21 protein-coding genes are annotated in these 26675 nt (G+C 43.0%); 11 read left to right on the top strand and 10 right to left on the bottom strand.

Going from position 1 to position 26675, the window contains the following annotated elements:
- Window positions 1-18 precede the first annotated feature (18 nt).
- From ACEN2L_RS18745 to ACEN2L_RS18720, 6 genes are all read left to right on the top strand, one after another.
- Window positions 19-1209 carry an amidase gene (locus ACEN2L_RS18745; protein WP_441745652.1) on the top strand — a complete coding sequence of 397 codons (1191 nt, stop codon included), beginning with the start codon at window positions 19-21 and terminating at the stop codon, window positions 1207-1209.
- The gene (locus ACEN2L_RS18740; RefSeq protein WP_441745651.1) at window positions 1206-2777 is read left to right on the top strand and encodes a gamma-glutamyltransferase family protein; all 1572 of its coding nucleotides are present in this window, start codon (window positions 1206-1208) and stop codon (window positions 2775-2777) included. The genes ACEN2L_RS18745 and ACEN2L_RS18740 overlap by 4 nt, the downstream gene beginning before the upstream one ends.
- Before the next feature lie 12 nt (window positions 2778-2789).
- Window positions 2790-3611: a sulfite exporter TauE/SafE family protein gene (locus tag ACEN2L_RS18735; protein WP_306020537.1), complete on the top strand. Its 822-nt coding sequence runs from the start codon at window positions 2790-2792 to the stop codon at window positions 3609-3611.
- Between the two features lie 10 nt (window positions 3612-3621).
- A complete protein-coding gene (locus ACEN2L_RS18730) occupies window positions 3622-4845 on the top strand; it encodes a pyridoxal-phosphate-dependent aminotransferase family protein (protein ID WP_306020536.1) in 1224 nt (407 codons plus the stop codon).
- Complete coding sequence (locus tag ACEN2L_RS18725; protein WP_441745648.1) at window positions 4842-6077, top strand: allantoate amidohydrolase; 1236 nt, start codon at window positions 4842-4844, stop codon at window positions 6075-6077. Before ACEN2L_RS18730 ends, ACEN2L_RS18725 begins: the two co-directional genes overlap by 4 nt.
- A gap of 363 nt (window positions 6078-6440) precedes the next feature.
- A complete protein-coding gene (locus tag ACEN2L_RS18720) occupies window positions 6441-7361 on the top strand; it encodes a GGDEF domain-containing response regulator (RefSeq protein ID WP_306020534.1) in 921 nt (306 codons plus the stop codon).
- A gap of 53 nt (window positions 7362-7414) precedes the next feature.
- Here the strand turns inward: ACEN2L_RS18720 and ACEN2L_RS18715 are convergent, their stop codons facing one another.
- Window positions 7415-8395 (bottom strand): NAD(P)H-quinone oxidoreductase, encoded by a 981-nt coding sequence (locus ACEN2L_RS18715; RefSeq protein ID WP_441745645.1) that lies wholly within the window; start codon window positions 8393-8395, stop codon window positions 7415-7417.
- A gap of 74 nt (window positions 8396-8469) precedes the next feature.
- Between ACEN2L_RS18715 and ACEN2L_RS18710 the strand changes: the two genes are divergently transcribed.
- A complete protein-coding gene (locus ACEN2L_RS18710; RefSeq protein WP_441745643.1) occupies window positions 8470-9657 on the top strand; it encodes a class I SAM-dependent rRNA methyltransferase in 1188 nt (395 codons plus the stop codon).
- A gap of 38 nt (window positions 9658-9695) precedes the next feature.
- Here the strand turns inward: ACEN2L_RS18710 and ACEN2L_RS18705 are convergent, their stop codons facing one another.
- The 3 genes from ACEN2L_RS18705 to ACEN2L_RS18695 form a co-directional block, all read right to left on the bottom strand.
- Window positions 9696-9998 (bottom strand): PilZ domain-containing protein, encoded by a 303-nt coding sequence (locus tag ACEN2L_RS18705; RefSeq protein WP_306020531.1) that lies wholly within the window; start codon window positions 9996-9998, stop codon window positions 9696-9698.
- A gap of 74 nt (window positions 9999-10072) precedes the next feature.
- On the bottom strand, window positions 10073-13981 hold the full coding sequence (hrpA, locus tag ACEN2L_RS18700; protein WP_441745641.1) for an ATP-dependent RNA helicase HrpA: 3909 nt from the start codon (window positions 13979-13981) through the stop codon (window positions 10073-10075).
- Between the two features lie 63 nt (window positions 13982-14044).
- On the bottom strand, window positions 14045-14464 hold the full coding sequence (locus ACEN2L_RS18695) for a CBS domain-containing protein (RefSeq protein ID WP_306020528.1): 420 nt from the start codon (window positions 14462-14464) through the stop codon (window positions 14045-14047).
- Window positions 14465-14610: 146 nt separating this feature from the next.
- Between ACEN2L_RS18695 and ACEN2L_RS18690 the strand changes: the two genes are divergently transcribed.
- The 3 genes from ACEN2L_RS18690 to ACEN2L_RS18680 all read left to right on the top strand — a co-directional run bounded on the left by ACEN2L_RS18690 (window position 14611) and on the right by ACEN2L_RS18680 (window position 18695).
- Window positions 14611-15360 carry a hypothetical protein gene (locus ACEN2L_RS18690; protein WP_441745639.1) on the top strand — a complete coding sequence of 250 codons (750 nt, stop codon included), beginning with the start codon at window positions 14611-14613 and terminating at the stop codon, window positions 15358-15360.
- A 139-nt stretch (window positions 15361-15499) separates the two neighbouring features.
- Window positions 15500-16930: an exodeoxyribonuclease I gene (sbcB, locus tag ACEN2L_RS18685; RefSeq protein ID WP_441745638.1), complete on the top strand. Its 1431-nt coding sequence runs from the start codon at window positions 15500-15502 to the stop codon at window positions 16928-16930.
- Between the two features lie 109 nt (window positions 16931-17039).
- The gene (locus tag ACEN2L_RS18680) at window positions 17040-18695 is read left to right on the top strand and encodes a DUF342 domain-containing protein (protein ID WP_441745636.1); all 1656 of its coding nucleotides are present in this window, start codon (window positions 17040-17042) and stop codon (window positions 18693-18695) included.
- A gap of 19 nt (window positions 18696-18714) precedes the next feature.
- Here ACEN2L_RS18680 and ACEN2L_RS18675 read toward each other — a convergent pair whose 3' ends face one another.
- On the bottom strand, window positions 18715-19578 hold the full coding sequence (locus tag ACEN2L_RS18675) for an NAD(P)-dependent oxidoreductase (protein WP_441745634.1): 864 nt from the start codon (window positions 19576-19578) through the stop codon (window positions 18715-18717).
- Window positions 19579-19652: 74 nt separating this feature from the next.
- On the opposite strand from ACEN2L_RS18675, the gene ACEN2L_RS18670 reads away from it, so the two are divergent.
- Window positions 19653-20141: a glutathione peroxidase gene (locus tag ACEN2L_RS18670; RefSeq protein ID WP_441745632.1), complete on the top strand. Its 489-nt coding sequence runs from the start codon at window positions 19653-19655 to the stop codon at window positions 20139-20141.
- 76 nt (window positions 20142-20217) lie between these two features.
- On the opposite strand, the gene ACEN2L_RS18665 is transcribed toward ACEN2L_RS18670, so the two are convergent.
- The 5 genes from ACEN2L_RS18665 to thiI all read right to left on the bottom strand — a co-directional run bounded on the left by ACEN2L_RS18665 (window position 20218) and on the right by thiI (window position 26517).
- Window positions 20218-20970 (bottom strand): methyltransferase, encoded by a 753-nt coding sequence (locus ACEN2L_RS18665; protein ID WP_441745630.1) that lies wholly within the window; start codon window positions 20968-20970, stop codon window positions 20218-20220.
- Between the two features lie 9 nt (window positions 20971-20979).
- Complete coding sequence (locus ACEN2L_RS18660) at window positions 20980-21738, bottom strand: Nif3-like dinuclear metal center hexameric protein (protein ID WP_306020519.1); 759 nt, start codon at window positions 21736-21738, stop codon at window positions 20980-20982.
- Window positions 21739-21777: 39 nt separating this feature from the next.
- Window positions 21778-23196, bottom strand: coding sequence for a cryptochrome/photolyase family protein (locus ACEN2L_RS18655; RefSeq protein WP_441745628.1), 1419 nt, complete (start codon window positions 23194-23196; stop codon window positions 21778-21780).
- 62 nt (window positions 23197-23258) lie between these two features.
- On the bottom strand, window positions 23259-24581 hold the full coding sequence (rlmD, locus tag ACEN2L_RS18650; RefSeq protein WP_441745626.1) for a 23S rRNA (uracil(1939)-C(5))-methyltransferase RlmD: 1323 nt from the start codon (window positions 24579-24581) through the stop codon (window positions 23259-23261).
- A gap of 481 nt (window positions 24582-25062) precedes the next feature.
- Complete coding sequence (gene thiI, locus ACEN2L_RS18645) at window positions 25063-26517, bottom strand: tRNA uracil 4-sulfurtransferase ThiI (protein WP_441745625.1); 1455 nt, start codon at window positions 26515-26517, stop codon at window positions 25063-25065.
- Window positions 26518-26675: the final 158 nt, after the last annotated feature.

Genomic DNA, 26675 nt, shown 5'->3' with positions numbered 1-26675 from the left:
CCCTTAAAACGATAGACCATGCAACACCACAGCACTGACTCCCCCTATATTATCGAGTTCTCACCCGCTTTAGCTGGTAATGGTTCTTCCTTAAAGCAATTTCGCGTGGCGGTAAAAGACTTATTTGATATTGCAAGTTACCCCACCACAGCAGGTAATCCTGATTGGGCTAACACCCACCCTATTCCACACTTTACGTCACCGGTTGTGAGTGCTTTGCAAAATGCAGGTGCTAGCATTGTAGGGAAAACCATCACCGATGAACTGGCCTACAGTTTAAATGGTCAAAATATACATTTTGGCACGCCACTTAATCCCCGGAACGCCGAGCGCTTACCTGGTGGTTCAAGTAGTGGTTCGGCTATTGCTGTCGCTCAAGGCAGTGCAGATATTGGTTTAGGTACGGATACAGGCGGCTCAATCCGTGTCCCCGCTAGTTATAATGGTTTGTATGGATTGCGTCCCAGTCATGGCGTTGTGTCAACGGAGCATCTAGTGGGATTAGCGCCTAGCTTCGATACAGTGGGTTGGATGACACGGGATATTCATACCCTAAACGCAGTAGCTAAGGTGCTACTAGCAGACTTACCGGCAGTTTCCATTAACAAACCCATTAAAGTGGCTTATTCCGCGAGCATTAACGCACAGAGTAGTCAACATGCAGAACTTGCGCAGTTACTTGTAACCTTACAGAAGCTCGAAAAAATAGACGTGCTTGACCTTTCATCCATATTGACTCCTGCTGATTTACAGCAAGGCGCTGAAGCGTTTAGGATCTTACAGGGTGCTGAAATTTGGTCAACTCACGGGGAATGGATAACAACGTGCCAACCTACATTCGCCCCTGATATAGCCAATCGTTTTGCATGGTGCAGTACCATAACTCCAGCACAGCAGTTGGAGGCTTTAAAAATCCAACAACAATTTAATCTCAAGTTAAAGCCTTTATTTGAACAAGCAGACTGCTTATTGATACCGACTACACCGGGCAGCGCCCCCTTGCTAACCATGAATGACGATGAACTTGCGCATTACCGCAATACGTTATTGTCGATGACCTGTATAGCGGGGCTTGGAGGCTTACCACAATTACAACTTCCCCTAAGTGGAAAAAATGACGCGCCCGTGGGCGTGTCGCTTATCGGCGCAAAGTACCACGACCAATTTTTAATCGATTTTGCACACACAGTATTGGAATCAATAATATGAATAATAAATCCGTTGCCTTTACAGCCCCGCACTATGCAGCAAGCCAAGTTGGGCAGAAAATTTTGGAACAAGGAGGCACCGCTGTTGAAGCCATGGTCGCTGCCGCCGCTTCGATTGCCGTGGTTTACCCTCACATGAATAGTATGGGGGGTGATGGATTTTGGCTAATCAGTGAGCCAGGTAAAGACCCTATTGGCATTGATGCCAGCGGTACAGCTGCCAAAGGGGCTACCTTTGATTTTTATAAAGGCCATACGGCCATACCGGCCCGTGGCGGACTAGCAGCCTTAAGCATGGCAGGAGCAGTCGCTGGCTGGCATAAAGCCTTAGAGTTAAGTCAAGATTGGCAAACCGCAATTCCCTTAGCCGAATTACTTGCACCCGCTATTGGCCAGGCGCAATGGGGCGTAGAAGTCACTCAGAGTTTACAAGATGCCAGTGAAAAAACCTTTGAGGCCCTATCGGAATTTGAGCACTTTGATCAATTTTTAATTAAAGGGAAATCTCTTAAAAAAGGCAAAATAGTTAAGTTACCGTTAATTGCCAACACCCTCAGCCGTCTGGCAGAAAACGGACTCATGGATTTTTACCATGGTGAAATTGCTAAGGATCTCGCACAAGACTTAGCCGATGCAGGTTCGCCAATTGAACTCAGTGATTTTAAAGATTATGCGGTAAAGAAAGTCGAACCATTAACGGTTAGTACCTCGGTGGCCAAGCTCTTTAATTTACCTGCACCGACACAAGGTATTGCATCACTGCTGATATTAGCCTTATTTGACAAGGTCAAAGATCAGGCAAAAAGTGACAGCGACTTTGTCCACTTATTAATTGAGTGCACTAAACAGGCCTTTATCGTCAGAAATCAGTATTTGACCGACGCTTCGCGCCTCGCTCGTCCGCTCGAAGCTTTCTTAACGGAAGATGAACTCAACAAAGCCATCACTAACATCAGCTTAGACAAGGCGTTAAATTGGCCACATGAAGCCAAACAGGGTGACACGATTTGGATGGGTGCATGTGATGAGCAAGGACGCATGGTCAGTTATATTCAAAGCATTTACTGGGAGTTTGGTAGCGGCATTGTTTCACCCAAAACGGGGATTGTATGGAATAACCGCGGAACCTCTTTTAGTCTAGATCCCCAACATCTCAATGCCTTAGCACCAGGTTTAAAGCCCTTTCATACCTTAAATCCTGCTTTTGCAGAGTGTCTTGATGGTCGCCGAATGGTCTACGGCACCATGGGCGGAGAAGGACAACCGCAAACTCAAGCCGCTTTATTTGCTCGCTACATGTATCAAAATAAACCACTGAGTCATGCTATTTCAGAAGCCCGCTGGTTATTGGGCCGCACATGGGGCGATAACAGCCACAACCTGAAAGTCGAAGAAGACTTACCAGCTAAGATTATTGAGCAACTTATCGACAGAGGCCACGATGTCGCTATTGTTGCCCCTTGCAATGAACTTATGGGGCACGCGGGTGCCATTGTACTAGGGCCCAATTTACTCACCGCAGCCACCGATCCTCGTAGTGACGGCAAAGCCTTCGCCCCTCTGATATAAATAGGAATAAAGATGAATTTTTTGTTAGAAAATCTCCCAACCGTACTTGCTTTAGCGACCACAGGTGTCTTTGCTGGCCTATTAGCAGGTTTGTTAGGTGTGGGCGGCGGTATCGTTATCGTGCCCGTGTTGTATTTTTTGTTTCAGCGCTTTGGTGTATCGCCACAAAGTGCCATGCTTATCGCTACCGCCACGTCTTTAGCCACCATCATTCCCACCTCAATCAGTTCGATTAAAGCCCATATGGCCAAAGGCAATGTAGACTTTGACTTATTAAAAGCTTGGGGCCTATTTATTCTGTTAGGGGTGCTCGTTGGCAGTAGCGTGGTCACCTTTATCGGTGGGCAGTGGTTAAGTTCATTGTTTGGCATTGTAGCCAGTTTATCAGCCTTGAATATGTTGTTTCGTACCGGTAAGTCAGCCATTGTTGAGCAATTACCTGGCAAGGCTGGCCAGAGTATTATGGCCTCTTGTATCGGTTTTTTTAGCTCCATGGTAGGTATTGGTGGCGGCACTTTGTCTGTACCCATTTTAACGGCCTGTAATTACCCAGCTCACAAAGCAGTGGGCACTGCAGCAGCCATTGGCTTAATTATCTCCCTTCCTGCAGCGCTTACCATGTTGATACTGGGTCAAACTCCTGTTGATGCGCCTGTCGGTACTTATGGCTTAGTCAATCTTGTTGGCTTTATTTGCATCGTACCGCTTACCGTTCTTTTTGCGCCATTAGGCGCCAAGTTAGCGTCGATTATGGATGCAAACCTGCTTAAAAAAATATTTGCCGTGGTGTTACTTATCACTGGCGCCCGTATGTTAATCCAGTCTTTTATTTAGGAGCCTCGTCATGAATCGACTTAATCCCCCTCCCCGTTTGTTAATGGGCCCTGGCCCGATCAATTGTTATCCCCGTGTATTAAGTGCCATGTCGACCCAGTTAATCGGTCAATACGATCCAGTGATGACGGGTTATATGAATGAAGTGATGGGTCTTTATCGTCAGGTATTTAAAACAGAAAATCAGGCGACCTTACTGATAGACGGCACATCGCGAGCAGGCATTGAAGCGGTATTGGTGTCATGTATTGAGCCAGGCGACAAAGTTTTAGTGCCAATTTTCGGCCGTTTTGGGCATCTGTTAAAAGAAATCGCCGAGCGAGCTGGTGCAGAAGTACACTGCATTGAAATTGAGTGGGGCCAAGTATTTTTACCCGAGCAAATTGAAGATGCCATCAAAAAAGTGAAACCAAAGTTATTGGCTATTGTGCAAGGTGACACCTCTACCACGATGCTACAGCCGCTAGAACATCTGGGGGAAATCTGTCAACGGTATGGTGTTTTGTTTTATTCTGACGCCACTGCATCTATCGGCGGTAACCCTTTTGAAACAGACAAGTGGCAGTTAGATGCAGTGTCGGTAGGTTTGCAAAAATGCTTAGGTGGCCCAAGTGGCAGTGCTCCTATCACGTTGAGCGAACGGTTTGTAGACCTTGTGCGTCAGCGTAAGCACATTGAAGCAGGAATCAGAGCCGATCATCATGAAGCAGGCTCAGGTAGCCGTATTCGCTCAAACTACTTTGATTTATCTATGATCCTTGATTATTGGGGCCCGGAACGCCTTAATCACCATACTGAAGCCACAACCATGCTTTACTGTGCCCGTGAATGTGCATTTAACTTACTTGAAGAAGGCATTGAGAACTCAATCAATAGGCATAAGGTTCACGGCGACGCTATGTTAGCGGGTGTCAAAGGCTTAAACCTTCAACCTTTTGGAGATTTAAAACATAAAATGCACAACGTAGTGGGTGTCTATATTCCACCCGGTATCCACGGCGACGAGCTAAGAATGCAGCTACTTAATGATTTTAATATTGAAATCGGCACCAGTTTTGGTCCTCTGCACGGTAAAATTTGGCGTATTGGCACCATGGGCTATAACGCACGAAAAGACACGGTATTGCACACTCTACAGTCAATGGAAACATTACTTAGACGGGCGGGTCATACCATGACCGCTGGTCAATGTGTAGACAATGCGTTGGCCGTTTATGCAGCGAGCAATCTATGAATGATTTAAGCGCTTACGCCGCTTTAACTTATCAACGGTGTGATGAGTTGGCCGAACTTAGTCAAGATCCAACGTGCATGGACAGGCGTTACCTAAGCAAAGAACATCAATTAGCCAATCATCAGGTCGCGAAGTGGATGGAACAAGCTGGAATGAGAGTTTGGCAAGATGCGGCAGGTAATCAGTGGGGCGAATTAAAATCTGCCTCACCACATGCCCCAACCTTAGTGATTGGCAGTCATTTAGACACGGTGCCTAACGGCGGCAAATACGATGGAATACTCGGTGTATTATTACCTTTAAGTGTATTGCAGTATTTATACGATACTCAGCAAAGCCTACCCTTTACTCTGCAAATTGTAGGCTTTGGTGATGAAGAAGGGACGCGGTTCGGCGCGACACTGTTAGGCAGCCACGCTATTGCTGGAACATGGCAAGAAGATTGGGCTGATTTAACCGACAGTGACGGTATATCGCTCAGTCAGGCGATGCAAGATTTTGGTCTTGATATCAATCGTGTGAATGAAAGCATACGTCACGATATCAGTGCCTTTTTAGAAGTGCATATTGAGCAAGGTCCTGTATTAGAAGCACAGGATCTTGCGGTCGGTATCGTCAATGCCATTGCCGGAGCTCGTCGCTTCAAATGTGTGGTGACGGGTATGGCAGGTCATGCCGGCACCGTGCCTATGACTATGCGTCAAGATGCCCTAGCCGGTGCAGCTGAGATGATCCTGGCCATCGAGCGTAGTGCAAAAGATTTCGATGTGGTCGCCACCGTTGGTAAATTAAGTTGCTTATCGGGAGCGACTAATGTGATTTCAGGGAAAACTGAGTTTTCAATTGATATACGCAGCGAAAACGATCAACAACGTGATGATGCCTTTAGTGACATTGCAAGCCAGTTGAGTGATATTGCAACACGTCGTCAGTTGCAACTCACTGTAGTACAAACTCACTCTGCCAGTGCCGTCCAGTGCGACGCACAATTACAATCTATCTTAGCAAAAGCGATTTCAGACACGCACATAGTGCCTTATACACTGACCTCTGGAGCGGGGCATGACACTATGGCCATGGCTAAAATATGTCCCGTAGGCATGTTATTTATGCGCTGTGATAAAGGTATTAGTCATCACCCCGCAGAAGCGATTGAAATTTCTGATATCGAAAAAACCATGCAGGTTCTATTGCACTTTTTTACTGAATATGCGCATTCTTTTCATCAGTAAACGGTGAAATGTCATGATTTGAACACAAATTGAGCAACAAGAGACTTGCTTTACGTTTTCGCTCAAAACTATTTAATGAAAGGTTTCTATCTAGCATGCTAATCTAGGGTAAATTAATGGGCGTGTTTGCCCTGATTTTTATTTTCACGTTATAAATTAATGATATAGGAGATAAAATTTAGTTGGCCAGAAATGGCGAAATAATCAAATTGCAATAAAATGATAGCTATAGTCCGTTATTTGTTGTGATGCTCTTTAGTCGTAAAGCGAGCAAGTAAAACCAAATATAATGTTTGACTAACAATTTCCTCAGATTTTGAGGGCTTAAATTAACACAGCAACGATCTAAATGAGGATGCTATTTTGTTAGAATTGTTAAGCGCGGAACGAACCAAACCCCATATTTTGTTGGTAGATGACCAAAGTTCGTCGATGGTTCAACTCAATGAGATATTCAAGCATGACTACGAAGTCTTTATGACTACTGATGAAGGCTGCGCCCTTGAGTTATGTAAAAAAGTGTTGCCCGATGTCATTTTGTTAGATGTGATGATGCCTAGCATTAATGGTTACGAACTATGTGAGCAAATTAAAGCAACACCGGGATTACATCATATTCCAATCATTTTTATCACGGCCTCAGAAGATGCCCTAGGCGAAGTGCAAGGTTTTACCTCGGGTGGTGTCGACTATGTGCATAAACCAATCGATAGTAAAATTGCGTTAGCACGGGTCAAAAACCAAATAGAACTCAAACGTCAATCAGACAAGTTACGCTCGTTGGCTATGGTAGATGGTTTAACTGGTATTGGTAACCGTCTTTTACTAGAAGAGCGTTTTGTGGAAAATTGGCTCTCAAGTATTCGCATTCAAAAGCCTATTTCTTTATTAATGGTGGATATTGATAACTTCAAAAAGTTTAACGATCACTATGGCCATGTTAATGGTGATGAGTGTATTAAACGGGTGGCCAATGCCATTAAAACAAGCTTAGAGCGTCCTCTTGATTTGGTGGCTCGTTATGGTGGTGAAGAGTTTTTATGTATTTTGCCTAATACTGAATTAGAAGGAGCCATCAACGTCGCGCGTTGTATATTGCAAAATGTACAACAATTAAATATCCCCCATCACCTGTCTAATGCAGCCCCCGTCGTGACAGTCAGTATTGGCGCCGCTAGCTGTTTGCCACAAATTCACGACGATCATCAACATTTATTAGAAAAAGCTGATCAGCATCTTTATAAAGCCAAGTCATCCGGTAAAAACACGGTCTGTGCTACATAAGAACACGCAGTTTTACTGATAAAGGTAAAATTGCGTGTAATACATATCATCTTTTACCAGTGGACCACTAATTTACCGGTGTTGAGATTATTCTCCATGCGGGCATGAGCGGTATTGATTTCATCCACTGAATAACAGAACTCTATATTAGGCTTAATGAGTTGCTTACTCAATGTCTCGCCAAACTGCTTGGCAAACTCAGCCACTAAATGGGCTTTATAGTCACCTGTCCGACTCCTTAACGTTGAGCCTTTTAAGGTAACTCGTTTACCAAGCAATTGGGCCATATCAATTTTTTCTGCATAGCGCCCGCCCAACATGGCTAACTGGATAATGCAAGCATCCTGATTGGCAACAGACAAATTACGGTTAACATAGTCAGCGCCAATAAAATCGATAATTAAATCTCGTTTATCATGGGCCTTTAGTGCTTCAACAAAGTCTTGTTGTTTGTAGTTGATCAGTAAAGCCGCCCCGTTGCTTTGACACACGTGTAATTTTTCGCTGCTAGAGGCGGTTACTGCAATATGGCAGTCCCATTGTTTAGCCAACTGAGTGGCCGCCAAGCCGACGCCACTGGCCCCCGCGTGGATCAACACCCTGCTCTTTTTTGCTAAATTGTATTCAACAAACATGCTTTGGTAGGCAGTTAAAAAACATTCTGCGACCCCTGCAGCTTCATCATCTGTTAACGAGCTTGGCGTTGCTAATAAATGCTGCACATCCACCGCCACATACTCTGCATAAGCACCGCCCGCCACTAAACCATACACTCTGTCGCCGATTTTAAACGATGAAGAAGTCATGAGTTCAGCCGGCATTTCGACAATCTCACCAGCCATCTCTAAACCCAGGATGGGGCTTTCACCTGCAGGTGGTGGGTATTGGCCCTTTTTTTGCAAAATATCCGCACGATTAATACCAAACGCCGCGACTTTTACTAGCACTTGACCTGGTGCCAACTCAGGCACTGAGGTTTCATTAATAAATAACGTATTCGTCTCGTCTGCACTGTTAAAATCAATAAAACGCATTTAATTACCTTATTGTGTGTAGCTTGCTGTAAACCTTAGGTACAATTTACGAAAATTTAAGAGTGCTCTACTTTATGTCTTCTAGTGTTATTTTGCAGCCCGAAAGGGAAAAATCTTTATTGCGTCGCCATCCTTGGATATTTACCCGAGCCATCGACAAACAAGTCGGTCGTTTAAATTCCGGTGATACTGTTGATGTGTTTAGTTCAGAGGGTGCTTGGTTGGGCCGCGGTGCGTGGTCACCAGAATCACAAATTCAAATTCGTATTTGGACCTTCGAACAAAAAGAAGTGATTGATAATGGTTTTTTCCAACGTCGTATTGCCCGAGCTCAGGCGGGACGTGAGGATATTATCGCCCGTCATGGTCTGACTGGCTATCGCCTTATTGCAGCCGAATCTGACGGTCTACCCGGTGTCACTATCGATCGCTACAACCATGTCTTTGTATGCCAGCTTTTATCTGCGGGAGCAGAAAAGCACCGCGACAAAATCGTCTGGGCCCTATTAAAAGAGTTTCCTGATGCGATTATTTACGAACGTAGTGATGTATCTGTGCGTAAGAAAGAAGGGTTGCCAGAGTTAATGCAGGTATTGCACGGCGAGGTTCCTGACGAAGTAATCATCGAAGAAAACGGTATCAAAATTATCGTCAACGTAAAACAAGGGCACAAAACTGGATTTTATCTCGACCAACGAGATAACCGTGCGATTGCCGCTAAATACGCACGCAACAAAAAGGTCCTTAACTGTTTTTGTTACACTGGCACTTTTGGCAGTTATGCTCTCGCTTCAGGCGCAGAGCATGTGACCAATTTAGACGTCTCTGACCTAGCCCTAGAAACAGCTAAGCGCAACGTTGAAGTAAACGGTCTTGACACGGCAAAGTGTGATTTTATCAACGCCGATGTATTTCAAGCCCTTCGTGACTACAAACAAGAGGGCCGAAAGTTTGAACAAATCATCCTCGACCCACCCAAGTTCATAGAGTCTAAAAATTCTTTAGTCAGAGGCTGTCGAGGGTATAAAGATATTAATATGTTAGCCATGCAAATTATGGAGCCCGGTGGCATATTATGTACTTTTAGTTGTTCTGGCTTATTGTCATTTGAACTATTTCAAAAAGTAGTCGCAGATGCGGCCTTAGACGCAGGAAGAGAAGTGCAATTTATTGAGCGCTTAGGACAAGCTGCTGACCACCCCGTAGGTTCTGCCTATCCAGAAGGATTTTATTTAAAAGGATTAGTATGCCGAGTCATTTGAGGCCTTAATACTTAAGACCTCAACCTTAGGTGTTGAGCTTATTTCATCTCGATAATTTCAACACCTATAACACAAGAATTTTCACCGTTGGCTTCACACCGTACCACTCTGGCACTGGCAGACAAAGAAGGGATCTGACTGCTGGTAGAGGCTATATGTACATTAACAAAAGTTCCTATTTCTAAAGAACTTTCGTCCAATTCAAACGACATCCCTGTAGCACTAATATCTTTACACACTGTTTGTAGGGACCGCGTTGACTCATCATCACTTACCACTATTTCACATGGCGAGTTAATCATCATCCGAAAAAAATTGCGCTTATCGTCATAACCTAACATCAGATACCTCTTCCTGTTTTATTATTGCACCCCCTGTTTATAGGGTGAGTGTAAAATAAAGTCAACGACTTAAATTAGATACTTGCCAGCTGATTTGCGATACGTTTTGTTGAAATAGGCACATTCGTTCCTAATTGCTGCGCAAAAAATGAAATTCGCAACTCTTCAATTAGCCATCTCACTTCTGCTAACTCTGCGGGTATCTCTTTTCCTAAAGGGATTTGTTGACATTTTTTTAAGTACTCAGCCTGTACTTTCTCGATATTAAGTTGATGAAGTTTATCTTTTATCGGATCGATAGGCAGTTTTTCAAACCGGCGCTTTATGCCCTCGATATAACGCTGCCAATCCACTAGCTTATCTACGCCAATGACACTGACAAATTGAGGAAAAACCAAAGAGTCCAAATGTTGCTTAATATCGCTGTGAGCATGGATCATAGTTAAAGGTACATTGCCCTTCATTTTTTTATTGATACCGTGAGCGGTAGTCAAACCTACCTCAACCTTGTTGGCGATAGCCAAAACCAATTCATTAATGTCTTGGCGGACATAGTCACAACACGCTAAAAATTCATTTTTACTGCGTATGTCAGTTGCGTTCTTTTGGCTAAAATCGCCGATAAGTTTATCAACACCGGCATTAATACAGTCGTCAATTAAGGTTTGAATTTGACCAAATGGATTAAAATACAAGCCCAGCTTAGCTTTATTGGGTAGCTTTTCTTGCAAGTACTTAATGGGTGATGGAATAGCGAGTACCACCAGTTGACGTAATCCTATTTTATGTGACGATTTAGCGAGATGAGCTTGTTCAAACAGTTTTATTCCAACGGTTTTACCTTCGTTAACTAAAGCGGGATAAGCTTTAATTTCGTAACCGGCACTCTTGCTGATATATTCTTTGGGTAAAACATCAAAAGCCCACTCACTGAGTCCTTTTTGCTCTAAATCAGGCGTTGCGACTTTTTGTAAGCTCTGCTTAACCTTACCTTGTAAGCTGTGTTGCAATTCGTGCAAATCCCGTCCTTGGCGCAGCAACTTACCTTGCTCATCTAGTACCTTAAAATTAAAGCGCAGATGTTTGGGTAAACTCGCCACTTGCCACTCTTCATCACTAACTTCAATACCTGTCATTCTCTTTAATTTTAAAGATAATGCCTCCAAAAACGGAACAAACTGCCCCTTTTTATCAATAGGGCTTAAATCAGCCAAACAAGCATCTGCGTAATTTGGAGCTGGCACAAAATTTCGTCTTAATCGCTTGGGTAAGCCCTTAATCAGCGCCACAATTAACTCATGGCGTAATCCAGGAATTAACCAATCAAAGCCTTTATTTTCTAGTTGGTTCAATAGCGCCAGCGGCACTATTAAACTAACGCCATCATCAATGTCTGTTGGCTCAAAATGATATTGCAGGACCAATCGTAAGTTGCCTTGGCGATAGGTTTCTGGAAAAGAGTGGGCATCAATATGCGAGGCATCTTTTTTAATTAAGGCTTCAGGATCAAAATTTAAAAACGCAGGCGCCACTACACTCTGTTTTTGCCACCATTTTTTAAAACTCGCATCACTGCATACATGTTCGGGAAGTCTTTCAGCATAAAAATCAATTAAAGTGTCTTCGTCAACTAATAAATCACGGCGACGACTTTTTTCTTCTAAGGCTTCAATGTCAGCAACGATTTTTTGATTGTGTTGTAAAAAAGCAAAGGTTAACTTGGTATCTAGATTTACTAAGGCTTCACGAATGAAAATCTCTCTGCTGATCACCGGATCAATGGTGCTATAGGTGCGTCGTCTTTGCGCTACAAGAACTAAACCAAATAAGGTGACTTTTTCAAATGCCTGCACTACGCCTTGTTTTTTTGACCAATGAGGCTCTGAATATTCTGTTTTACTTAAATGTGAGGCTAAAGGCTCAATCCATTCAGGCTCAATTTTAGCGGCCACTCGGCCAAATAAACTCGAGGTTTCAACGAGCTCCGCCACCATCGTCCACTTAGGCTGCGTTTTTGACAAACCAGAGCCCGGAAAAATCATAAAGCGAGTGTTTCTAGCGCCCAAATATTCGCGGTCTTTGTCTTTAAAGCCAAGATGAGACAATAAACCGGATGCCAACGCTTGGTGAATAGCCTGATAATCTGCCTCAGCATGGCTAATACCAAAACCCAATTCAGCGACGGACTTTTTCAGTTGGCTAACGATGTCTTGCCATTCACGCATACGTAGATAGTTGATAAAGTGCTTTTTGCACCAAGTACGTAATTGATTTGCACTCAAGTCTTTTTGCTGTTGCTTAAAATCCTGCCATAACAACAAAAACCCGACAAAATCAGACTCTTTACTGCGATAATCGCTGTGCATCTCGTCAGCCGCTTGACGTTTATCTTGTGGGCGCTCTCGGGGGTCTTGAATACTTAAGCCCGCAGCAATAATCAGTACCTCTGATACACAATTTAACCGCGCCGCTTCTACCACCATACGCGCATACCGAGGATCCACGGGTAAACGTGCGAGTTGTTTACCAATAGCAGTGAGTTCTAAGCGACTGTGTTTAGAGGCTACTGCACCTAATTCTTCAAGTAATTGAAAGCCATCATTAATGTTGCGGGACTCTGGGGCCTCGACAAAAGGAAAATCATCAATTTTACCTAAACCCAGCGACATCATTTGCAAAATTACCGAGGCTAGATTAGTGCGCAGTATCTCCGGATCAGTAAAGTCTGCCCGAGCAGTGTAGTCATCTTCACTGTATAAGCGAATACAAATACCATCAGACACACGACCACATCGCCCTGCCCTTTGATTAGCCGATGCTTGTGAAATAGCTTCGATAGGTAAGCGCTGCACTTTACTGCGCGCGCTGTAACGGGATATACGGGCAAAACCTGGATCTATGACATACTTAATACCCGGAACAGTCAATGATGTTTCAGCCACGTTAGTGGCCAGTACAATGCGACGGCCAGAATGGGATTGAAATACTTTATTCTGTTCGCTCACACTTAAACGTGCATACAGCGGAACCACTTCTGTATGGCGAAATTGCTCTTTATTTAAGGCATCAGCAGTGTCGCGAATTTCACGCTCACCGCTTAAAAAAACCAATATATCGCCGGGCTTTTCAGTCGCCAGCTCGTTAACCGCATCAATAATTCCCTGGGTTTGATCATTATCTTGACTGTCTAATGGACGATAACGCATTTCTACCGGAAAGGTACGGCCACTCACTTGAATAACGGGGGCATCATCAAAGTGTTTCGAAAAACGCAGAGGATCAATAGTAGCAGAAGTAATAATAAGCTTTAAATCAGGTCGCTTAGGTAGCAGTTGTTTGAAGTAGCCCAAAATAAAATCGATGTTTAGGCTACGCTCGTGTGCCTCGTCGATAATGATGGTGTCATATTGATTTAAAAACCTGTCTTGTTGAATTTCAGCCAACAAAATCCCGTCAGTCATCAGTTTGATATAGCTGGTTTCACTGACATTGTCTGAAAAACGGATTTTAAAACCGACGTGCTGGCCTAATTCACTCTGTAACTCTTGTGCAATACGCTGTGCCACCGTGCGGGCTGCAAGTCGTCTTGGTTGGGTATGGCCGATTAAACCATGTATACCACGACCCAATTCCATGCATATTTTCGGAATTTGCGTGGTTTTACCCGACCCTGTTTCACCCGCCACAATGACCACTTGATGAGCAGAAATCGCTTCAGCAATTTCTTGCTTTTTTTCGCTGACGGGCAAATCGGGATAATCAATATTGGGTCGATTCAGCTGTTTACGCTGCACTACCGATAGTGATTGTTCAATATCAAGCAACACGCTTTGCAGTTTTTCACTGGTTTTTTCGTAATCAGCCTTGTCTAGGCGTTTTACTCGTTGCCGAAATTTAAAACGGTCTTTCGATAAACACTGATTAATCTGTGCATATATAAGCTTTGAAGTAATAGCAGGTGATATGTTTGCGCGGTCAGACAATGGAGCTTCTCTTAGTTAACGACAATGTCGATCGTAAAAGAAGCGCCTATAAATTACCAGCGATTAAACCGCGTTTTTGTAACCATCACGTAAATGTAAATCAATGGCATTTAGCAATGCGGAGCGATTAATGGTACCCAATAAAAAGCCATCATCGTCCACTATGGGATACACTTTCGGTTTTTCAGTTAACATACGTTGAGCTAATTCGATAACTGACAAATAGGGCTTAACCGCAATAACTTCAACTCGCATCACATCCTTTACATGGGCCACCTGTTCTCGATAATAACTTGACTCAAGCATCTGAACTAAACAGTCTTGCTCAGATAAAAAACCGATTACTTTATTTTGCCCATCAATAACAGGGCCGCCTGTCTGACGACTCTGCAGCAGTTTTTCAACCGCTTCTGCTACGGTCATTTCGCTATTAAAAGTGACAGGACGAAGATTCATGTGATCACTGACATTTAAAGATTCCATTGATACCACCTATTTTTATGGGTAAATTTAACACTCTGGTGTTAAGGTAAGTCTGGTCGCAAACACGGTATACCTCACTGCAACAACTTATACATACGGCGCGGGTGACAAAACATTGATTCGTCTACTATAGCTCAGGAATGATAATGTCTAGTTTGTTAAGCACCATCACTCTTTTTGCCGTCGTCTACTTTTTGAGTGCAGACCTTAAAAGTGAAGTTCAAGAAAGCCAAACTTTCAAGAAAATAAGCCCAACAGATGCATTAACAGATGAACGCCTATTTGACCTCATTTCAATCGGGATCAGTAAGGTCGACAAACAGCAGTTAAGAGCCGACTTACTCAGCATCCAACCTCAAGTAAATGAGCTTGATAACCAAGCACAAGCCTTTTATTGGTATAATGTTGCCATAAGCGCCAGATTAGCAGGCTTATCCTCCTACGAGGTTATCACGCCGATACAAACCGCCCTGAGTTTTAATAAGATGCTTAGCCCGCATCAGCAATTTAAAATGTTGGTTAAAGCCATCCATTTATGTCGTGATTACCAACAGTATGAGTTATTAATAACCTACATTGAGCAATTAAGACAATTAACCTTAAACGAACTCGACCCTGCAACCCAACGTTTACCTGAGGAATATGAAAATCTAAAAGCCCGCGCTTATTTTCAAACCGGTCAATTAGAAGAGGCAGAATTACTGTTAGAACAACTGATATCTCAAGCAGAATCACACAATAGCCCGCAAAATATCAATTGGTATTCGTTATTAAGCCAAATACACCGCGTCAATAAGGAAGACGTCAAACGATTCGCCATCTTACAAAAACAGATGATTTTTTTCCCGAGCAAAAAACTGGAAGAGGAAATAGTGGCTTTACAAAGAAAAGATTAAGTTTTTGCCCTTACATTTTTACAAACAACGACATCGCTTTACTCTTCATCTGCCAAGACGTTTACCCAACCTCGCCTTTAGTTTAGTATCCAAGCCTGTAAATTTATTAGCAAACTGCGAAACGAGATAAAAGCTAGGCATGAACCAAGCAACAATTTACTGGCACGATTATGAAACGTGGGGAGTCAGTCCACAAAAAGACTTTCCATGTCAATTTGCTGGTGTAAGAACCGATTTAGACCTTAATATTGTCGACAAACCTTTGATGATATACAGTCAAATACCCAACGATTACATCCCCCAACCGCAGGCTTGTTTAATTACAGGGATAACACCTCAATTAACCCTGCGTGATGGGATCAGTGAAGCCAGTTTTATTCAGAAAATTTATGAGCAGTTCAGCCAAGCTAATACCTGTGTGGCGGGTTACAACAGTTTACGGTTTGATGATGAGGTAACTCGCTACACGCTATACCGTAACTTTTACGATCCCTATGCTCGCGAATGGCAAAATGGTAATAGCCGATGGGACATTATTGATTTAGCCAGAGCCTGTTATGCACTTCGGCCAGAAGGCATAGAATGGCCATTAAACGACGATGGAATACCGAGTTTTAAACTGCAAGCGTTAAGCTCAGCCAACGGTTTAGAGCACAAGGCCGCGCACGATGCGATGTCGGATGTTTACGCCACCATTGCCTTGGCTAAATTAATCAAGGAAAAACAAAGTAAGCTTTATCAATTTTCCTTTGAAAATCGCAGTAAAACCAAGGTAGCAGCGCTAATTGACTGTGAAAATTTAACGCCCCTCGTTCATGTATCTTCTAAATTGCCTGCGGCTCAGGGATGTTGTACGTGGATAAGTCCGGTAGCGCTTCACCCTACTAATAAAAATGCGGTGATCGTACTTAATTTAGCCTTAGATCCCAGACCATTGACTACCCTAAGCGTTGAAGAAATTAGACAAAAACTATATCAGCCGAGCAGTATGTTGGCTCAGGACGAGCAGCGCTTGCCCCTTAAATTGATACATTTAAATAAATGCCCTTTTATCGCGCCAGCTAAAACACTAACAGAAGAAAATGCTTCTCGGCTCGGCATCAATCGCAAAGAATGTCTAGAAAACTTACAATGGATTAAATCCAACACAGACATAGTGGCGAAGCTAAAAGCCGTATTTACTGAGCAATATAGTGAAAGGTCATCGGATCCGGAACATGCCCTGTACAGCGGTGGTTTTTTCAGTTCAGCAGATAAGCAACTTATCTCTCAAGTTAATCAAGCCACAGAGCAGCAGTTAATTGACTTAGTGCTGCCCTTTGAAGATCCGAGATTAAGCACGTTGCTGTTTCGTTACAGAGCCAGAAACTTTCCCCAAACTCTGAGCCAAAAAGAAATTGAAAGCTGGCAACAATACAGAAAAACTCGTTTGATGGAACCAAATTCAGCCGCTTCGATTAAATTACCAGAGTACTTTCAAGAGTTAGAACACCTAAGCGTTGAACATGCTAAAAACCCTAAAAAATTGGCTATCATCACGGCCCTTTACAAATATGCGCAAAATTTATAACAATGGCGGTAAGGTAAAATCTGAACTAGCCGATATTTAATTTGAATTGTAAGCAAAACGTTTTGATTATATTGTGAAATCAATGTTTCACACGGACAAGGTGATTTAAATGCTAGGTATTACCCTTAAGGTAGATGAAAACAAGCAATTTTTGGATGTGGTGTTATCGCCCAAAATGATCCAAAAGCCCATCGATGCTAAAACCATCCAAGAAATTCTCCAACGAAGTGAATATAGCCAATGGTTTATTTTTGAACAAAATATTGTTGATGCCTTAAATCACTATCAAACTGCCTTGAAAAACGGCAACAAAGATGACTCAACTCACCGTATTGCTGAGCGCAAAGAAAGCGACATTAAATGCAAGATTCAAGAAGACGAGTTAGCTGCAAGCTTAATTATCACCAGAGGCTATGGTGGAGCTGCTCTCACAGCAGATCACTTAATGAAAACCTTGAAAGAACACAGTATTGTTAAAGGTATCAGTAAAAAACGCTTAGAAGCCCTTGCCAAAGAGTGTAATAACGGAGTGCCAGGACAAACCTATCAAAATATCGTTGCTAAGGGTTTAACACCACGAAATGGCCGCTCGTCTAAACTACAGCCTTTGGTGCAAAATGCCCTAGAACGCATCCTACAACCACAGCAAGTTGGTAGCGCCCGCGTAGATATGCGTAATTTGGGTGACGTTATTTGCGTTAAAAAAGGAACAGAGTTGTTGCGCCGCCTACCACCAGGTAAAGGCCGCATCGGCGTGACTGTGACCGGCGCTAGAATTGAGCCGAAACCCGGCGAGTTACTGCCTATTAAACCTGGCGAAGGGACGGCTATCAGTGAACGAGATGAAAATCTTCTGATCGCTGACATTTCGGGGATGCCTAAGTTTAAAGATCAAAAAATGTGGGTAGATGAGACCTTTATTTGTAAAGGGGTCAACGTAGGAACGGGCAACATCAATTACGATGGCGCGGTGTTGGTAAACGGCGATGTAACAGAAAAAATGCAAATCATTGCCTCTGGCGATGTCACTATCAATGGCTTTGTTGAATCAGCTCATATTCAGGCTGGCGGTGACATCATTATTACTGAAGGAGCTATGGGTAAGGTTAATGACAATGTCACCGAATACAGCTCTCAGCTATTTGCCAAGGGCAGCGTGCACGTTCAACATGGCCAGGGCCTAGATATAAATTGTAATGGCAATGTAACCATTGGCCGTCAATTAGCGTATAGCCGAGTAACCTGCAAAGGCGAAGTAACAGTAGGCGCTGTTGACAAACCCACTGGTAATATTTTTGGCTGTACCATTAAATGCAATAGTAAGTTAGCGGCTGGAACCGTAGGCGCTATTTCAGGCAGTAGTTTAAGTATTGATTTTAGCGACGGTTTTAATAGTTTGTTAGAGCGCAAGGATACGCTTGACGAACTACTGCGCCAAATTAAACAAAATAATACCCGACACCAACAACGAATGAACCTGATCAACGGAAAATACATCCCCGAAGATATGAAGGGACGAGTAGAAGAAGCCAATGAAATGGTGCAAAACGAGTGGCAATTATTAAAATGGCTAGAAAGCAAAGCCGAAGAAATGAAAAATTCGAAAGACAGCTATCAAACAAATATCAAATTATTAGCTAATAAGAAAATTTATCCGGGAGTCATTCTAAAACTCAATAACCGTACATGGCGTGCGGAACGAGAATATGAAAAATCTCAAGTGTCGTTTTTGGGACACCAATGGCAACATGAGCCATTGGTTTAGTTTCTGCGACGAAGTCAGTCTATAGTCGTGCTAACAAACTGGAGGTATCCCAACGGTTACCTCCTAGTTTTTGAACATCAGCATAAAATTGATCAACCAGCGCGGTTAAGGGTAAGGAACTCCCGTTATTCTTAGCTTCTTGTAGGGCGATATCTAAATCTTTGCGCATCCAATCCACCGCAAATCCAAAATCGTATCGCTGCTGCAGCATCGTGGCTGAGCGATTTTCCATTTGCCAGCTCTGTGCCGCCCCTTTAGAAATAACATCGATTACTGCTTGGCAATCTAGCCCTGCGTTTTGGCCAAACTGTAAGGCTTCTGCCAAGCCTTGTACGATGCCTGCGATGCAGATCTGATTCATCATCTTTGCTAATTGACCACTGCCTACAGGCCCTAATAATTGACTAAATTTTGCATAGGCATTTGTTACCGCTTTAACCTTAACAAAGTGTCCCTCATCACCGCCTAACATGATGGTAAGCAGCCCCTTTTGTGCGCCAATTTGTCCGCCAGATACGGGCGCATCATAAAAAGAAACACCTAAGGCTTCGCATTCTGCCGCCATCTCTTTAGCCACTTTGGCTGATGTGGTGGTGTGATCTACAACAATTTTTTCAGGGCTGATACCTGCAAGCACACCTTGCTCCCCGAGCATGATTTCACGTAAATCTTCATCGTTACCCACACAAATAAAAATAATTTCTGCTTGCTGAGCCGCTTCTCTAGGAGTAGCAACGCACTGGCCAGCATACTCAGTTAACCAACGTTCTGCCTTAGCTGATGAACGGTTGTACACGCTCACTTGATGACCTGCAGCCGCTAAATGTCCAGCCATGGGATAACCCATAACGCCTAAGCCGATAAAAGCTACTTTTTGCTTCATGTTATGCCCTTTAATACTTGAATGTACCGTTAAACCTGACAATATAAACTACTACTCACGATGCAGGAACCTTCATGACAGATACCCTTTATCATTTTAACCTTACCTTAAATAATGGCCAACAAACCACCCTCGAACCGTATCAGGGGAAGGTGTTGTTGATTGTTAATACTGCCAGTAAATGTGGTTTTACGCCTCAATATGAAGGCTTACAACGCCTGTACAGCACCTATCACGCCCAAGGTTTGGTTGTCCTGGGTTTTCCTTGTGACCAATTTGGCCATCAGGAGCCAGGTTCAGACGAAGAAATTGAACAATTCTGTAGCCTTAACTTTAATGTGAATTTTCCCTTGTTTCAAAAAATTGACGTAAACGGAAGTCAGGCATCACCACTTTACACGTTTCTCAAGTCAGAGGCCCCTGGCGTATTGGGCAGCAAAGGGATTAAGTGGAATTTTACTAAATTTTTAGTGGATAAAAATGGCAAGGTAATTAAGCGTTATGCACCAACCACTAAACCCGCAGATATCATCACCGATATAGAGGCATTGCTCGCTGAGTAAGCACTACACACAAAGGGCAGGTAACCCTGCCCTTTGTGTTAAGGGCCAAGTTACATGGGTTGAGCCCTTGCTCAATTTATATAGTTCGCTGCGCAATTAGCATAAAATATTTACCAAACCACAAATAGGGCTGTTGCTCGCCATATTGTAATTCTAGTCGTTTTAACTGCTCGTAATGACTGGTTTGCTGGGTCTTATCTTTTAAATAATCGTGAAAACACCGAATACCTGCCTGCTGAACAATATTTACCGGCAAATCTTGCATAAAAGCCAAAATATCTTGCGGACGCTGTGGATTATTAGGATTTAAGCGTACTTGATTTTTTACCTTCATGCCTTGCTCAACATAATCAAAATTACCGTAACAAATATTACTGAAACGCTGCGCATCTTGATTAAAAAAGCTTAAAGACAAATACCCAGCGGGCTTAAGCAAGGCCACTAATTTTTGGATAACAGGAAAAGGGTCGCTTAACCATTCTAAAACCGCATGACAAATAACAAGATCGTACTGCGTTTCAGGCAAGCTAAGTATATCTTGATGACACAATGTCAGCTTGTCATTGGTGGCAAACTTAGCTTTAGCAATGGCTAAGGTTTCTCCAGAAATATCCGTAAGTGTGACCTCATGTCCTAGGGCTAACATGGCTTGAGTCATGGTGCCAGTACCGCCACCTGCATCAAGTATCCGCATAGGTGAGCTGCGCAAGTCGATGATGTTGGTTAAATGATGTAAAAATAGTTCGTGCCTGAGTTTCCCCTTGGTTGAACCATGGATATTGTGCTCAAACTTCGTGGCAATATCATCAAAATTTTGGTCGGCTTTCATTTTTTAATCTTAGGCAGGATTGGGAATATCAATAAATTCAACTGTCACATCAAGGGTCTTTGCTAAATAGTCACCCACTGCTTGGGCACCAAATCGCTCAGTTGCATGATGGCCTGCAGCGAAAAAGTGAATATTCATTTCTCGTGCAGTATGGATGGTTTGCTCGGAAACCTCACCCGTGATAAACGCATCAATACCTTGGCTGGCAGCTAAATCGATGTATTTTTGTCCACCACCAGTGCACCATGCCACGGAACTGATTAGCGCTTTTTGCGCGACTTCAACTAAGGGGGATTTGCCTAGCACTAAATCTAAACGCTGGGCTAATTCACTTGGGGTAAGCGCTGTTTCAAAGTTGCCTTTTAAGGCAATACTGATCCTTCCTCCTTCAAGGTTTTCGATATTTTTTATGTCTAAACGCTGAGCCAGTTGCACATTATTGCCAAGGCTAGGATGCACATCTAAGGGTAAGTGATAAGCAAATAAACTTATATCGTGTTGCAGCAAAGTGGCTATCCGCTTTTTTTTCATGCCGCTTAAACAAGGATCTTCGCCCTTCCAAAAATAACCATGATGTACAAAAATGGCGTCCGCCTCGGCTGCTACAGCTCGGTCGATCAATGCTTGTGACGCTGTCACGCCTGTCACAATTTTACGAATGATAGGCTTACCCTCTATTTGCAAACCATTTGGGCACCCGTCACCCATCAAATGCGGCTGTAGTAAGTCATTTAGGGTGTTCAGTAATTCAGTTCTTGAAACGCTCATATTTTAAAGGTCTTGGTCGCTTAATTTTTTGTCTTTGCTTTACTGCTGCTGGGCATCGATAAAGCTTTTAAATAGTGCTTTTGTTCGAGACACAGAGCTGGCGTGGTCAACGATAGGCACATAGTAACCGAGTTTTATGACATCAGTATATTTACTTGGTTGATGAATTTGTTTTGCTGTCAGCTTACTCAGCTCTGGCACCCAACGTTTTATAAACGTGCCCTGCGGGTCGAAACGTTCACTTTGTGAAGTAGGATTAAAAATACGAAAATACGGTGCAGCATCCGTTCCTACCGATGCACTCCACTGCCAACCACCATTATTCGACGCAAAATCACCATCAATCAATTGGCTCATAAAATAGTCTTCAGCCCAGCGCCAAGGCAAAAACAAGTGTTTGCAATAAAAACTAGCTACGATCATTCTCAAGCGGTTGTGCATCCAACCAGTGGCTTTAAGCGCGCGCATCGCAGCATCAACAATAGGGTAGCCTGTTTCACCCTTTTTCCATGCCTCAAAATGCGCTTTGTTATCATCCCACTTAAAGTGGTGGTATTGCTTTTGAAAAGGCAAATTCTTATTTACATGGGTAAAATGAAACGCCACATACCGGTAAAAGTCGCGCCACGCGAGCTCTTTTAACCACACGTGCGCGCCGTGATTTGGCTCAGAGATTTTTTCACCATATTCTTGTTGTAAAACAAATGCACAGTGCTTAGCGCTAAGGCCTCCAATCGAAAGCAAGTGGGATATCTGACTGGTGCCATCCACTGCTGGAACATCTCTGTTGTCAGCGTAATCAGGGGCTTTTTGCTCAACAAAGGCTATCAGTTGCTTATACATATCATCACTAGACGCAGGCCAATCTTCTACATCAGTGTTCTGTTTACAATATGTTAAATCACCATTATCTGGCGTTATTTTTGTGGACTTTGCCGATGAGGTAGCCGTGGGATATGGAAAATGATCTAACAGCTCAGTTAACCACGTTTTAAAGTAAGGTGTAAACATCTTATAGGGCGTGTCTTGTTTGCTCATGATGACTTCAGGGCGAATAATGCAAGTATCATGAAACTTGGCAACCTTAATGTCCTTTTCATCACATAATTGCTTAAATTTTTTGTCTCGAACTCGTTCATCCCATTCGTATTCAGCGTTGAAGTAAACGGCACTCATTTGATGCTTAACGCAAAATTCAATAAGGTCTTGGGGAGTGTGGGCAAAATCTTCAGTGTTTATAATGAACAAGGGTACGTTTCTTTGCGCTAATTCTTCACGAAGTGCCGAGAGGCGATTAATAATTAAATTAATTTTGCAAGGGGCATAATGATAATGCTGCCACTGCGCTGGTGTTAAGCAATACAGTGCACACACCTGCTCATGATGTTCAATGGCATAATCTAGAGGGCTATGCCAATTCGCACGTAAATCGCTTCTTAACCAAACCAATGCAGTCATTTTGTTGTCCTTAATTTTTTAACCTAACACGTGGCTACGTACCTGAGCACTAATATGATCACTCACTGGGAAAGCCGTTCTAGTAACATCATAGTTTCAACGTGAGATGTTTGCGGAAACATATTCATCATTGTTACGCGTAACACCTTGAAGCCTTTTGAAACGAGGTACTCTGTATCTCGAGCTAAGGTTGCTGCATCACACGAAACATATAAAATTTGCTGAGGTTTAATGCCTATTAGGGTATCTAAAAAGGCTTTTGCTCCTGCTCTTGGGGGGTCAAGTAATACTTTAGTGACCGACATGGCCGTCAATTCGTTTGTCACGGTCTGGCTCAAATCAGCCGCTACAAATTGCAGGTTTTCTAGTTTGTTTTCTGAGGCGTTTCGTCTGCCAGCGGCGACCATGCTTGCTTGCACCTCAACACCTACCACCTGTTTCGCACGCTTAGCTAAGGGCAATGAAAAATTACCTACCCCACAGAACAAGTCTAAAATCACGTCGTCTTGACTGGGCGCTAGCCATTTCATCGCAAGAGCCACCATTTTGCTATTCATCTGCTCATTTACTTGGATAAAGTCTTGTGGATGGTAACGTAGCCTAAGATCATCAACATCGTAAAAGCGTAGGTCACCTTCCTCTACCTGCACGCGTTTTTCTGCTGGATCCTGCCAATAAATGACAAACGAAAACGTATCTGCCCATTGCATCCATTGCGCTTTTAACTCGGGGCTAATCATCGCGGTTAATCGAAACAATACTGACACACCGCGGCTATCTTCAAGTAATTCTATATGCCCTAAATTTGCTGCTAAGCTATCGCTTAACAAACGTTGTTTGAGCTTGGCGAAAATCTGCTGCAACGCTGGGGTCAGCACAATACAATTGTCGATATCGATAATGCGGTTTGAGGCTTTACCACGAAAGCCCATGATAGTTTTACCTTCACTATAAATGAAAGCAACTCTTGCTCGGCGACGATACCCATAATCCTCGGCACTTAAACGTTCTATGGGCAGTTCGCCGATGACTTTGCGTAACTGACCTTGCAACCACGTTTGTTTGGCAACTAGCTGCTGCTCCATAGCTAAGTGCTGAAAACTACAACCACCACACAGGTCGTAATGCGGACAAAGGGGGGTTAAACGATAAGGGCTGACTTCAATGATTTGATTCAAACTAGCGATGTCAAAGCTTTTGCCCGGCTTAATTACCTGAGCGATAACTTTTTCATCAGGTAAGGCCCCTTCAATAAAGGTCACTTTGCCGCTCAACCGGGCCACGCCCCTAGCGTCATGTGTTAACCCCTCAACCTGAAACTCTTGATTAGGTCCTACCGCTACTGTGTTAACTTTACGACGTCGTTTCTGATGCTTATGTTGCAAATTTTAAACTCTGTTACTGATTATAAGGCCTATTCTATCTAACTTTTTAAATGCTGTTGTTTTTTACTTAACATTTATTTTTGTCGTCAAGAGTTGGTGCTTGTCGACATGCAAACAAGCCTTATCGCATAGTTGAATTTAAGAAGCTTGAGCATTCAACCAGCAAGAGAATACTTTGAGGTTTCAGCGATAATGGGACGAAACGGTGCCAAATTTCTCTTTAAATGTCTAAATTGTACCGCCTCCACTGCCAATAACACTGTGCAAGGATTTAGTTAAAAAATTAAGTTTATCTTCTCACTCTTAGCCTTTACTAAGCTAAAACTCGGTATGTCTCTGAAGGGGCTGAGTACACAGACGTTGAGTAGATGTCAGGTATGCTAATAGAAGCCGATAACGCGCTATACCAGGCAATGTTGAAAGAAAGAGAGCGTATGGATTTTTGATGGGTTATCGGGCAATTAATAAAAAAATCGATGAATCAGGGCCTATATACTTGCACATTGCTATGGCCCTGCTCCAGCAAGAGCAAGGCCTGTAGCTGGCTCATTACACCTTTTTCGCAATATAAAAAATACTCAGTTTTCGCGTCTAATACACGTACCTGATTAGCCAATTTAAAAAACGGAATATGTTTTACTTCATTGTTTTTCAAGACCAAAGGCTTAGCTTCTTGTTCGTCAAAAGAGCGAATATCAATGACTACCGCACCATCAGGTAGTGTCTGTGTGTTGTTGACGGTTTTAATAAGCTGTTGGGTTTCGTCTAGTATGCTACGAATATCGTTAAAGTTTGCTTCTTCAACGGCGAGCTTTAGTAAATTACCATCAATTTTAGCCTCTTCATTTACGATAGTAGATAACAGTGCTTTAACCGTGGGTTTACGAGAAACTACTCCGCAATATTCTGGCATGACTCTGGCAAAATCCTCAGTGCCAATCTGACGTGCGATATTGATAATGTCACTTTTATCCATGCACACTAAGGGGCGAATAATGAGTTTGTCTGTGGCTTGGTCGATAATTTGCAAATTACTGATGGTTTGACTGGCAACTTGCCCTATACATTCACCCGTAACCAAGGCATTGATATTAAGTTTATCTGCCACCATTGATGCTGCGCGCACCATCATACGTTTAAGCACAACGCCCATTTGATTATTGTCAACCTTTTCAACAATCTCGTTAACCACCTTTGAAAAGTCCAGCATCACAAATTTGACCTTGTGTGACTCACTATAACGTTGCCATAAATAATAACTGACCTGCTTTACACCAATTTCGTGCTCCCTGCCCCCTAAATTAAAAAAACAAAAATGAGTACGGGCACCACGACGAATTAATTGATAGCTGGCGACCCCAGAGTCAAAACCTCCAGAGATCAAGGACAAAACATCTTCCTGACTCGGCAAAGGCATACCACCAAGGCATTTAATGCGTTGATGATTAAAAATTAAGGTGTTGTCAGTAATATCGAGATCAATAGTGATATCTGGATTTTTTAGTTTAATTTGACTGCTTGCACAATGCTCTTTTAGCCTTCCACCGATGTAGGCGGCTGCTTCAAGCGAGCTAAAATTATGTTGACCACGGCGTTTTACTTTTACCGCAAAACGTAAGCCAGCCAATTTATCCTGCCAGATGCCTTTCACTTGCTGATAAATATCTTCAAGATCAGTAAATTGACTCTCTTGTACATCTAATATTTGATCGATACCAGGAATACGTTGCAGCAATGCGATCACTTCATCTAATCGTTCAATGGCTTTAGGATTAACCAACAACACCAGCTTATCCCACGAATGACGTACTTCCACCGACAGCTCATTACGTTTAAACACCAAACGAATATTCCCTTCCAGCAAGCGGGTAAAACGTTTACGCACGGCCTTACTCTTAATTAAAATCTCAGGGTGTAGTTTGATTATAAACTTCATGATGGAGCAGCTCTTTATGGTGCAGGAAAACCTAATTCATTGAGGTTTTATCAAAAGGCGCGGATTATAACCTTAGGCAGCCATATTGCAATGCAGGTTAAACGCGGTATTTACCTAGAGTAGTTTGCCGCGTATCACGGCAAAAGATGAACACCATC

Origin of the sequence: Flavobacterium sp. W21_SRS_FM6 (genome assembly GCF_052119645.1) — a bacterium.
Classification (GTDB): domain Bacteria; phylum Pseudomonadota; class Gammaproteobacteria; order Enterobacterales; family Alteromonadaceae; genus Paraglaciecola.
The sequence above is the reverse complement of the archived record's forward strand: the minus strand, read 5'-3'. Positions and strand labels throughout refer to the sequence as shown.